Genomic DNA, 10,949 nt, shown 5'->3' with positions numbered 1-10,949 from the left:
TGCCCACCCCCGATCGGGCGTAGGAGCGGGTTTACCCGCGAATACGGTAGCGGCGGCAACGGTGAACGACTGGTGGAGATTGGCCAGCAGCCCCAGCCCGTTCGCGGCTACAGGCTAAACGACAAATCAGGCCGCGCCGTAACGCTTGCGCGCCTCGATGGCCAGCCCGCTACCAATGCTGCCAAAGATATTGCCTTCCACATGCCGTGCATTCGGCAGCATCGCCGAAACACTGTTGCGCAGCGCCGGAATGCCGCTGGAGCCACCGGTGAAGAACACCGTATCGACCTGGCCTTCGCTTATCCCAGCCTTGGCCAGCAGTTCGGTCACGCTACCGCGCACGCGCTCCAGCAGGCCTTCGATCGCCTCTTCGAACAGCGTGCGGGTCAGTTCCGCACTCAGATCGGGCTCGACGCGGCGCAGGTCGATGTGGCGGCTGTCATGCTCGGTCAGCTCGATCTTGCTGGCTTCCACTTCCATCGCCAGCCAGTGCCCGGCGCGCTGTTCGATCAATTTGAACAGGCGATCGATGCCGAAGCTGTCCTCGATGTCATAGCGCATGCTGCCCAGCGCCAACTGTGACTTCTGCGAATACAAGGCGTTGATGGTGTGCCAGGTGGCCAGGTTGAGGTGGTAGCTGGTCGGCATCAGCGCACCGCTCTTCATGCGGCTGCCATAGCCAAACAACGGCATCACGCCCTGAAGGCTCAGTTGCTTGTCGAAGTCGGTACCGCCAATGTGCACACCGCCGGTGGCGAGGATGTCGCTTTGGCGCTCGGCGACCAGATGGCGCTCGGGCGACAGGCGGATCAGGGTGAAGTCCGAGGTACCACCGCCGATGTCGACGATCAGCACCAGCTCTTCGCGGCTGATGCTCGACTCATAGTCGAAGGCCGCGGCAATCGGTTCGTACTGGAACGACACGTCCTTGAAGCCGATTTTGCGCGCCACTTCGGCCAAGGTGTCCTCGGCCTCCTGGTCGGCAGCCGGGTCTTCGTCGACGAAGAACACCGGGCGGCCCAGCACCACCTGGTCGAATTCTCGGCCAGCGGCCGCCTCAGCGCGCTTCTTGAGCTCGCCGATGAACATGCCCAGCAGGTCCTTGAACGGCAGGGCGCTGCCCAGCACGCTGGTGTCGTGCTTGATCAGCTTCGAGCCCAGCAGGCTTTTCAGCGAGCGCATCAGGCGGCCTTCGTAGCCTTCCAGGTACTCGTGCAGCGCCAGGCGGCCATACACCGGGCGCCGCTCTTCGATATTGAAGAACACCACCGAGGGCAAGGTGATCTTGCCGTCTTCCAGGGCAATCAGCGACTCGACGCCAGGCCGATGCCAACCGACTGTGGAGTTGGAGGTGCCAAAGTCGATGCCCAGGGCGCGGGCCGGGGATACGTCAGACATGGGAAATGGGCTTCCGGAGGCAAAACGGCCGCGCAGTGTATGCCAGTTGGCTACAGAATCAAGACCAGTCGTCTGCCTTGAGGCAAACCCAAGTCGGTCTTGAAAGGCTATGCTTGACCCCTATCTTCAGTTGCAACATGCACATTCACATTGGTGATCCATAAATGGACTTCAAAGACTATTACAAGATACTCGGCGTAGAGCCCACTGCGGACGACAAGGCGATCAAGGCCGCGTACCGCAAACTGGCGCGCAAGTATCACCCGGATGTCAGCAAGGAGCGCGACGCCGAGGAAAAATTCAAGGAGGCCAACGAGGCCTATGAGGTGCTGGGCGACGCGCAGAAACGTGCCGAGTTCGATGAAATCCGCAAGTACGGCGGCCAGCATGGCCGGCCGTTCCAGGCACCACCGGGTTGGGAAAGCCGCGGTGGCGGCGGCTTCGAAGGCGGCGACTTCTCCGACTTCTTCAGCTCGATCTTCGGTGGGCGCAGTGCTGGTGGCAACCCCTTCGGTGGCGCCCGGCAGCAGCAACGCAGTGCTGGCAGGCGGGGGCAGGACGTGGAGCTTGAACTGGCAGTGTTCCTTGAAGAGACCCTGAGCAAGGAGTCCAAGCAGATCAGCTTCCAGGTGCCGCAAACCAATGCCATGGGCCAGCGCACCGGCTTCACCACCAAGACCTTGAACGTGAGGATTCCGGCTGGGGTGACCGACGGCGAGCGCATCCGCCTCAAGGGCCAGGGCGCGCCCGGCAGCGGTGGCGGGGCCAACGGTGACCTGTTCCTGACCATCCGCATGGCACCGCACCCGCTGTTCGATGTCGAAGGTCATGACCTGATCATCACTGTGCCGTTGGCACCGTGGGAGGCGGCCTTGGGCGCCAAGGTGGCGGTTCCGACCCTGGATGGCAAGATCAACCTGACCATCCGTCCTGACAGCCAGAGCGGCCAGCGCCTGCGTGTACCGGGCAAGGGCCTGGCGAACAAGCAGGGAGAGCGCGGCAACCTTTATGCGCAGCTCAAGGTGGTCATGCCACCCGCGTCGGACGAATCTGCCCGCGAACTCTGGACCAAGCTTTCCGAGAAAGCTGCGTTCAACCCGAGGACACAATGGAGTAAGTGATCATGAGCAGCACCCTGATCGTTCAACTGGACATGCGTACCCTGTGTCAGGAAGCCGATGTCACGGCTGAATGCGTGATCGAAATCGTCGAGCACGGCATTGTCGAACCTTCTGGGCGAACGCCGGAGGACTGGCTGTTTGACGATCAGGCGCCGTTGGTGACCAAACGAGCGGTAAAGCTGCACCAGGAGCTGGAACTGGAGTGGGAAGGGGTGGCGCTGGCGCTGGAGCTGTTGCAGGAAGTGCAGCAGTTGCGCAGTGAGAACAGCATGCTGAAGCAGCGGCTGGGCCGGTTTATCCAGATGTAGGTGGCCTTGCCGGCATCTGTGGAAGCGGCCTTGTGTCGCGATGGGCTGCTTTGCAGCCCCAGATCTTTGCTCCACCGCAAAATTGCCGGGGCTGCTTTGCAGCCCTTTCGCGATGCTCACACAATGGACCGCATTTCAGGTCGGTTCGGCGCCCGGGTTCAGCACCAGTTGCATGAAGGTCAGATCAAGCCAGCGGCCAAACTTTACCCCCACCTGCGGCATCTGGCCGGTCACCACGAAGCCCAGCCGCTCATGCAGGCGCACCGAAGCTGCATTGCCACGCTCGATCGCTGCCACCATCACATGCTTGCCACATCCGCGCGCGCGTTCGACCAGTGCCGCCATCAACACCGGCCCGAGCCCTTTGCCACGCTGGTCGTTGCGCACGTACACCGAGTGCTCAACGGTCAGGCGAAAGCCCTCGAAAGGCCGCCAGTCGCCAAACGAGGCATACCCCAGCACGCCGGTTTCATCGACCGCCACCAGAATCGGGTAGCCCTGCTGCGCACGCGCTTCAAACCAGGCCTGGCGGTTGTCGAGGTCCACCGGGGTTTCGTTCCAGATCGCCGTGGTGTTGAGCACCGCGTCGTTGTAGATGTCGAGTATGCCTGGCACATCGGTGGGCCGGGCATCGCGGATTTCGTAGCTCATGACAGCGTCTCGCAAGGTCGTTGCTCGCAGATTAAATGGTTACCAGCCCGCGTACACCTTCGGCTTGCATGTTTTCGCCGCGACCGCGCTGGATGATTTCGCCACGGGCCATGACCAGGTACTGGTCAGCCAGCGCTTCGGCAAAGTCGTAGAACTGCTCCACCAGCAAAATCGCCATGTCGCCACGCTCGGCCAGGCGGCGGATGACCGCGCCGATTTCCTTGATCACCGAGGGCTGGATGCCCTCGGTCGGCTCGTCGAGAATCAGCAGGCGCGGGCGGCTGGCGAGGGCGCGGCCGATGGCCAGCTGTTGCTGCTGGCCGCCAGACAGGTCGCCACCGCGGCGCTGTTTCATCTGCTCCAGCACAGGGAACAGTTCGTAGATGAAGGCCGGGACCTCGCGGGCTTCACGGGCGGGGAAGCGCGACAGGCCCATCAGCAGGTTTTCCTCGACGGTCAGGCGCGGGAAGATCTCGCGGCCCTGGGGCACGTAGGCGATGCCGGCCTGCACCCGTTGCTGTGGTTTGAACGCGGTGATCGGCTTGCCTTCCCATTCGATGCTGCCGTCGCGAGCGGGCACCAGGCCCATCAGGCAGCGCAGCAAGGTGGTCTTGCCCACGCCGTTGCGGCCCAGCAGGCAGGTCACTTCGCCGACCTTGGCTTCGAAGGACAGGCCGCGCAGGATGTGGCTGCCGCCGTAGTACTGGTGCAGAGTGTCGATCTTGAGCATGTGAGAGTTCCTGAAAGGGATGCTGTGCCTGTGCCGGCCTCTTCGCGGGCAAGCCCGCTCCTACGACGGGAACCGCCCCATGGCATTACGCCCACTGTAGGAACGGGTTTACCCGCGAAGAGGCCGGCACAGGCGCCAAAAATTCAAATCCGGTCAGCGGCCCAGGTACACCTCGACCACCCGCTCATCTGCCTGCACCTGCTCCAGCGAGCCTTCCGCCAGCACGCTCCCCTGGTGCAGCACGGTCACATGGTCGGCAATGCTGCCGACGAAGCCCATGTCATGTTCCACCACCATCAGCGAATGCTTGCCGGCCAGGCCCTTGAACAGCTCGGCGGTAAACTCGGTCTCGGCATCAGTCATGCCGGCCACCGGTTCATCCAGCAGCAGCAGCTGCGGCTCCTGCACCAGCAGCATGCCGATCTCCAGAAACTGCTTCTGCCCATGGGACAGCAAGCCGGCCTGGCGCTGGGCCAGCGGCAGCAGGCGCAAGGTGGTCAGCACGTCCTCGATGCGCTGGCGCTGGTCACCGCTCAGGCGCGCGGCCAGGCTGGCCCACACCGACTTGTCGGTCTTCAGCGCCAGCTCCAGGTTCTCGAACACGGTCAGCGCTTCGAACACTGTGGGCTTCTGGAACTTGCGGCCAATGCCGGCCTGGGCGATCTGGTATTCGCTCATGCGGGTCAGGTCGAGGGTATCGCCGAAGTAAGCCGTGCCGCTGTCGGGGCGGGTCTTGCCGGTGATTACGTCCATCATCGTGGTCTTGCCGGCGCCGTTGGGGCCGATGATGCAGCGCAGCTCGCCCACCCCGATGTACAGGTTCAGCGTGTTGAGCGCCTTGAAACCATCGAAGCTGACGCTGATGTCTTCAAGGCTCAGCACCGTACCGTGGCGGGTATCCAGGCCGGCCTTGCGGCTTTGGCCCAGGCCGATGGCATCGCGCCCGGCACCGAGGTTGTCGAATACCGGTTCCAGCATGAATTCCGGGTGGACTGGGGGCACGCCTCTCATGGCTGGCTCCTTTTCTTCAACAGGCCGACCACGCCCTTGGGCAGGTACAGGGTAACGAGGATGAACAACGCGCCGAGGAAGAACAGCCAGAACTCGGGGAAGGCCACGGTGAACCAGCTTTTCATGCCGTTGACCAGGCCGGCACCGAGCAGCGGGCCGATCAGCGTGCCGCGCCCGCCCAAGGCTACCCAGACGGCGGCTTCGATCGAGTTGGTCGGCGACATCTCGCTGGGGTTGATGATGCCCACCTGCGGCACGTACAGCGCACCGGCCAGGCCGCACAGCACGGCGCTCAGTACCCACACCAGCAGCTTGAAGCCGCGCGGGTCGTAGCCACAGAACATCATGCGGTTTTCAGCGTCACGCACGGCGGTGAGCAGGCGGCCGAACTTGCTGCGGGTCAGGCGCCAGCACAGGTACAGGCTGGCCAGCAGCAGGCCCACGGTCAGCAGGAACAACACCGCGCGGGTGCCCTGGGCTGCAATGTCGAAGCCGAGGATGGTGCGGAAGCTGGTGAAGCCGTTGTTGCCGCCGAAGCCGGTTTCGTTGCGGAAGAACAGCAGCATGCCGGCAAAGGTCAGGGCCTGGGTCATGATCGAGAAGTACACGCCCTTGATCCGCGAGCGGAAAGCGAACCAGCCGAACACCAGCGCCAGCAGCCCGGGCGCCAGCACCACCAGGCACAGGGCCCAGGCGAAATGCTGGGTACCGGCCCAGTACCAGGGCAGCTCGGTCCACGACAGGAAGGTCATGAACCCGGGCAGGCCGTCGCCGGCGGCCTGCCGCATCAGGTACATGCCCATGGCATAGCCGCCCAGGGCGAAGAACAGGCCATGGCCCAGGGACAACAGCCCGGCATAGCCCCAGACCAGGTCCAGGGCCAGGGCGACGATGGCGTAACAGAGAATCTTGCCGACCAGGGTCAGGGTGTAGGCCGACACGTGCAGGGCATGATCTGCCGGCAGCAGTGAGCACAGTGGCAAAGCCACCAGCAGCAGGACGACGACGGCACCGATGGCAAGGGTCAGGCGTGGGCCGGCCTTTTGCGTAGCAGTGACAAGCAGTGGCTGGTTCATCAGTCGATTACCCGTCCCTTGAGGGCGAACAGGCCTTGCGGGCGTTTCTGGATGAACAGAATGATCAACGCAAGGATGAGGATCTTGCCGAGTACGGCACCGATCTGCGGCTCCAGCAGCTTGTTGGCGATGCCCAGGCCGAACGCGGCCCAGAGGCTACCGGCCAGCTGCCCGACGCCGCCGAGTACCACCACCAGGAACGAATCGATGATGTAGCTTTGGCCCAGGTCCGGGCCGACATTGCCCACCTGGCTTAAAGCCACGCCACCGAGCCCGGCGATGCCCGAGCCAAGGCCAAAGGCGAGCATGTCGACGCGCCCGGTGGACACGCCGCAGCAGGCGGCCATGTTGCGGTTCTGGGTGACTGCGCGCACGTTCAGACCCAACCGGGTACGGTTGAGCAGCAGCCAGGTGAGCAGCACCACGGCCAGGGCGAAGCCGATGATGACCAGGCGGTTGTATGGCAGCACCAGGTTGGGCAGCAGCTGGATGCCGCCGGACAGCCAGGCCGGGTTGCTCACCTCGACGTTCTGCGCGCCGAACAGCAGGCGGATGGCCTGGATCAGGATCAGGCTGATGCCCCAGGTGGCCAGCAGGGTTTCCAGTGGGCGGCCGTACAGGTGGCGGATCACCGTGCGCTCCAGCGCCATGCCTACCCCGGCACTGACGGCGAAGGCCACCGGCAGGGCAATCAGCGGGTAGAACTCGATGGCGCCTGGGGCGAAGCGCTGCAGCAGTACCTGGACCATGTAGGTGCTGTAGGCGCCGAGCATCAACATCTCGCCATGGGCCATGTTGATCACCCCGAGCAGGCCGAAGGTGATCGCAAGGCCCAGCGCTGCCAGCAGCAGGACCGAACCCAGCGACAGGCCGCTGAAGGCCTGGCCGAGCAGTTCGCCTACCAGCAGTTTGCGTTTGACCTGGGCCAGGCTCGTTTCGGCGGCTGTGCGCACGCCCGGGTCTAGTTCTGCATCGGGCTGCAGCAGGGCTTCGAGGCGGGTGCGGGCCAGCGGGTCGCCGGTTTCACCCAGCAGGCGCACGGCGGCCAGGCGTACCGCAGGCTCGCTGGCGCCCAGCTGCAGGTTGGCCAGGGCCAGACCGAGGGCGGCCTGTACGGCGGCGTCCGGCTCGGCGGCGAAGCGCCGGTCGAGGAAGGCCATTTGCGCGGGTTGTGCGCTTTTCTGTAGTTGCTGGGCTGCGGCCAGGCGGGTTTCGCTGTTGTCGCTGAGCAACTGGTGGCTGGCCAGGGCGTTGTCGATCAGGCCGCGCAGGCGGTTGTTCAGGCGCACCTTGCGCGTGTCATCGGTGGCGATGCGGCCTTGGCGCAGGTTTTCCAGCAGTGGCAGGCGCGCGGCATCGGGTTGTGCTGCCCAGCCTTCGAGCAGGCCGGCCTGCTCGGCGGGCTTGGCGGTGAGAAAGAATTCGCCCTCGCTGGCGTGGGTTGCCAGGGGGATTAGCAGCAGGAGGGTGAGCAGGAGTCTGAGCATGCGGGCAATCCTGGAAATCGGTGTTGGATTCTTCGCGGGTAAACCCGCTCCTACACAGAGACGGTGCAAGGTTTGAAACCTGTGCGGTCCTTGTAGGAGCGGGTTCACCCGCGAATGGGCTGCAAAGCAGCCCCATGCACTCAGTTACCTTTCACGGCGTAATCTGGCCGCTTGTCATTGCCCGGAATGAACGGGCTCCATGGCTGCGCCCGCAGTGGCTGCTCGGTTTCCCACACCACGCTGAACTGCCCGTCATCCTGAATCTCGCCGATCATCACCGGCTTGTGCAGGTGGTGGTTGGTCTTGTCCATGGTCAGGGTGAAGCCCGACGGTGCTTCGAAGCTCTGCCCGGCCAGTGCTTCGCGGACCTTGTCGACGTCGGTGGACTTGGCTTTCTCCACCGCTTGTGCCCACATGTGGATGCCTACATAGGTGGCTTCCATGGGGTCGTTGGTCACGGCCTTGTCGGCACCCGGCAGGCCCTTGGCCTTGGCGTAGGCCTTCCAGTCGGCGACGAATTTCTGGTTGACCGGGTTATCCACCGATTCGAAGTAGTTCCATGCCGCCAGGTGGCCTACCAGCGGTTTGGTGTCGATGCCGCGCAGTTCCTCCTCGCCCACCGAGAAGGCCACCACCGGCACGTCGGTGGCCTTCAGGCCCTGGTTGGCCAGTTCCTTGTAGAAGGGCACGTTGGAGTCACCATTGACTGTGGAAATGACCGCGGTCTTGCCGCCGGCGGAGAACTTTTTGATGCTGGCGACAATGGTCTGGTAATCAGCGTGGCCAAACGGCGTGTACACCTCTTCGATGTCCTTGTCGGCCACGCCTTTGCTGTGCAGGAATGCGCGCAGGATCTTGTTGGTGGTGCGCGGGTAGACGTAGTCGGTGCCCAACAGGAAGAAGCGCTTGGCGCTGCCGCCGTCCTCGCTCATCAGGTATTCCACGGCCGGGATGGCTTGCTGGTTCGGGGCGGCGCCTGTGTAGAACACGTTCGGCGACATCTCTTCGCCCTCATACTGCACCGGGTAGAACAGCAGGCCGTTGAGTTCTTCGAACACCGGCAGAACAGACTTGCGCGACACGGATGTCCAGCAGCCGAACACCACGGCCACTTTGTCCTGGGTCAGCAGTTGACGGCTCTTTTCAGCGAACAGCGGCCAGTTGGACGCCGGGTCGACCACCACCGGTTCCAGCATCTTGCCGTTCACGCCACCCTTGGCGTTGATCTGCTCGATGGTCATCAGCGCCATGTCCTTGAGCGATGTCTCGGAAATGGCCATGGTCCCGGAAAGCGAATGCAGGATACCGACCTTGATGGTCTCGGCGGCCTGGATACTCCAGCTCAGGCCCATCGCCGCGATCGATGCGCTGAGGGTAAGGGCCTTGATCAGACTGCGACGCTTCATGTGCTCTCTCCGCTGAGTTTTTTATGGTGTTGGGCAGGCGGGGAGGGCGTTGCAAGGGCTGTGCCTAGTGGCGAAAGGTACGGTTTAGAGGGGTTGTGCGAGGTGTTGGGGCGTTGGTTGGATCCAGGTTGGTGCCTGATGGATTTGTGTGCACAGGATTGGGGCCGCGGTGCGGCCCATCGCGACACAAGGCTGTTCCCACAGCGGACGGCGTACACCGTTGCCTTCGTGGGAACAGCCCCCGAGGCGATCAGCCGTTATGCACAGCCGTGCGGGGATGGCGCCTGCTGCGTACGAGCTGGTAGGTCACCGCCAGCACGACAAACCAGATCGGCGTTACCACCAGCGCTGAACGCGTATCCGCCTCCAGGCTCAGCAACACCAGGATGAACGCAAAGAACGACAGGCACACGTAGCACATGAAGCGCCCGCCCGGCATCTTGTAGTTCGACGCCTGATGCAGCGCCGCGCGGTCTTTGCGGTACTTCAGGTATGACAGCAGGATCAGCGTCCACACGAACATGAACAGTACCGCCGACACGGTGGTGACCAAGGTGAATGCCTCGACCACGTTTGGCACCAGGTAGATCAGCACCGCACCGAGCAACAGGCAGGTACACGAGAAGTACAGGCCGTTGGCCGGCACCGAACGGCTGGACAGCTTCTCGAAGGCCTTGGGCGCGTCACCTTCCTGCGACAGGCCGTAGAGCATGCGGCTGGTGGAGAACACGCCGCTGTTGGCCGACGAAGCCGCCGAGGTCAGCACCACGAAGTTGATGATGCTGGCCGCCGCCGGCAGGCCTGCCAGCACGAACAACTCAACGAACGGGCTTTTGCCGGGCACCACATCGCGCCACGGGGTCACGGCCATGATCGCGATCAGCGCCAGCACATAGAACACGATGATACGGACCGGGATCGAGTTGATCGCCCGCGGCAGGGTGCGTTCCGGGTTCTTCGCTTCGGCGGCGGTGGTACCCACCAGCTCGATGCCGACGAAGGCGAACACGGCGATCTGGAAACCGGCGAAGAAGCCCATCAGGCCATTGGGAAACATGCCGCCGTCATTCCACAGGTTGGCCAGCTGGGCGGTGCGCCCGCTGGGCGAGGTGAAGCCGGTGATGACCATGTACAGGCCGGTAGCGACCAGGCCGAGGATGGCAACGATCTTGACCAGGGCGAACCAGAACTCCATTTCGCCGAACATTTTCACGGTGACCAGGTTCAGCGACAGCAGCAGCCCTACGCAGGTCAGCGCCGGTATCCACTGCGGCAGGTCGGGGAACCAGAACTGGGTGTAGGCGGCGATCGCGACCACGTCGGCAATGCCGGTGACCACCCAGCAGAACCAGTAGGTCCAGCCAGTAAAGTAGCCGGCCCAGGGGCCGAGCAGGTCGGCGGAAAAGTCGATGAACGATTTGTAGTTCAGGTTCGACAGCAGCAGTTCGCCCATGGCGCGCATGACGAAGAACAGCATGAAGCCGATAATCATGTAGACGAAGATGATCGATGGCCCGGCCAGGCTGATGGTCTTGCCTGAGCCCATGAACAGACCGGTACCGATCGCGCCGCCGATGGCGATCAGCTGGATGTGGCGGTTGGTCAGGTTGCGTTGCAGGTGCGGTTCATCTGTCGCTATGGGTGAGGTTTGCGTCATAGGCTGCAGTCTTCTTGTCAGAGGTAGCCGGCTAGGCTAACACGCGCGTTCCAGATCGGGGCGCGACAGATCGACTCTGCATATTCGGCTCAGCATTTCGCCTG

Annotated in this window: 10 protein-coding genes; 2 read left to right on the top strand and 8 right to left on the bottom strand. The window is 63.3% G+C overall.

Annotation, left to right across the window (positions count from 1 at the left end; genetic code table 11):
- Positions 1–126: 126 nt before the first annotated feature.
- Positions 127–1,398, bottom strand: a complete 1,272-nt coding sequence (locus V7787_RS50815) for an Hsp70 family protein (RefSeq protein ID WP_064491165.1) — start codon at positions 1,396–1,398, stop codon at positions 127–129.
- A gap of 164 nt (positions 1,399–1,562) precedes the next feature.
- Here V7787_RS50815 and cbpA point away from each other — a divergent pair, with 164 nt between their 5' ends.
- Both cbpA and V7787_RS50805 read left to right on the top strand, forming a co-directional pair.
- Positions 1,563–2,519 (top strand): curved DNA-binding protein, encoded by a 957-nt coding sequence (cbpA, locus tag V7787_RS50810; protein ID WP_064491164.1) that lies wholly within the window; start codon positions 1,563–1,565, stop codon positions 2,517–2,519.
- Between the two features lie 2 nt (positions 2,520–2,521).
- A complete protein-coding gene (locus tag V7787_RS50805) occupies positions 2,522–2,827 on the top strand; it encodes a chaperone modulator CbpM (protein ID WP_020191746.1) in 306 nt (101 codons plus the stop codon).
- A 135-nt stretch (positions 2,828–2,962) separates the two neighbouring features.
- Here V7787_RS50805 and V7787_RS50800 read toward each other — a convergent pair whose 3' ends face one another.
- The 7 genes from V7787_RS50800 to cycA form a co-directional block, all read right to left on the bottom strand.
- A complete protein-coding gene (locus V7787_RS50800) occupies positions 2,963–3,478 on the bottom strand; it encodes a GNAT family N-acetyltransferase (RefSeq protein WP_064491163.1) in 516 nt (171 codons plus the stop codon).
- Positions 3,479–3,509: 31 nt separating this feature from the next.
- Positions 3,510–4,208, bottom strand: coding sequence for an urea ABC transporter ATP-binding subunit UrtE (urtE, locus tag V7787_RS50795; protein ID WP_003249634.1), 699 nt, complete (start codon positions 4,206–4,208; stop codon positions 3,510–3,512).
- A gap of 153 nt (positions 4,209–4,361) precedes the next feature.
- Complete coding sequence (urtD, locus tag V7787_RS50790) at positions 4,362–5,219, bottom strand: urea ABC transporter ATP-binding protein UrtD (protein WP_010955450.1); 858 nt, start codon at positions 5,217–5,219, stop codon at positions 4,362–4,364.
- Entirely contained in the window at positions 5,216–6,295 is a 1,080-nt protein-coding gene (urtC, locus tag V7787_RS50785; protein ID WP_064491162.1) for an urea ABC transporter permease subunit UrtC, read from the bottom strand. The genes urtD and urtC overlap by 4 nt, the downstream gene beginning before the upstream one ends.
- Entirely contained in the window at positions 6,295–7,782 is a 1,488-nt protein-coding gene (gene urtB, locus V7787_RS50780) for an urea ABC transporter permease subunit UrtB (protein WP_064491161.1), read from the bottom strand. Before urtB ends, urtC begins: the two co-directional genes overlap by 1 nt.
- Positions 7,783–7,922: 140 nt before the next feature.
- On the bottom strand, positions 7,923–9,188 hold the full coding sequence (gene urtA, locus V7787_RS50775; RefSeq protein WP_003249642.1) for an urea ABC transporter substrate-binding protein: 1,266 nt from the start codon (positions 9,186–9,188) through the stop codon (positions 7,923–7,925).
- A gap of 250 nt (positions 9,189–9,438) precedes the next feature.
- Positions 9,439–10,845, bottom strand: a complete 1,407-nt coding sequence (cycA, locus tag V7787_RS50770; RefSeq protein WP_104886997.1) for a D-serine/D-alanine/glycine transporter — start codon at positions 10,843–10,845, stop codon at positions 9,439–9,441.
- Positions 10,846–10,949: the final 104 nt, after the last annotated feature.

Source organism: Pseudomonas sp. CGJS7 (assembly GCF_036961695.1).
The sequence above is the reverse complement of the archived record's forward strand: the minus strand, read 5'-3'. Positions and strand labels throughout refer to the sequence as shown.

Coding starts and splice junctions, on each gene's coding strand:
- V7787_RS50815 (WP_064491165.1), bottom strand. CDS start 1,398: ATGTCTGACGTATCCCCGGCCCGCGCCCTGGGCATCGACTTTGGCACC.
- cbpA (WP_064491164.1), top strand. CDS start 1,563: ATGGACTTCAAAGACTATTACAAGATACTCGGCGTAGAGCCCACTGCG.
- V7787_RS50805 (WP_020191746.1), top strand. CDS start 2,522: ATGAGCAGCACCCTGATCGTTCAACTGGACATGCGTACCCTGTGTCAG.
- V7787_RS50800 (WP_064491163.1), bottom strand. CDS start 3,478: ATGAGCTACGAAATCCGCGATGCCCGGCCCACCGATGTGCCAGGCATA.
- urtE (WP_003249634.1), bottom strand. CDS start 4,208: ATGCTCAAGATCGACACTCTGCACCAGTACTACGGCGGCAGCCACATC.
- urtD (WP_010955450.1), bottom strand. CDS start 5,219: ATGAGAGGCGTGCCCCCAGTCCACCCGGAATTCATGCTGGAACCGGTA.
- urtC (WP_064491162.1), bottom strand. CDS start 6,295: ATGAACCAGCCACTGCTTGTCACTGCTACGCAAAAGGCCGGCCCACGC.
- urtB (WP_064491161.1), bottom strand. CDS start 7,782: ATGCTCAGACTCCTGCTCACCCTCCTGCTGCTAATCCCCCTGGCAACC.
- urtA (WP_003249642.1), bottom strand. CDS start 9,188: ATGAAGCGTCGCAGTCTGATCAAGGCCCTTACCCTCAGCGCATCGATC.
- cycA (WP_104886997.1), bottom strand. CDS start 10,845: ATGACGCAAACCTCACCCATAGCGACAGATGAACCGCACCTGCAACGC.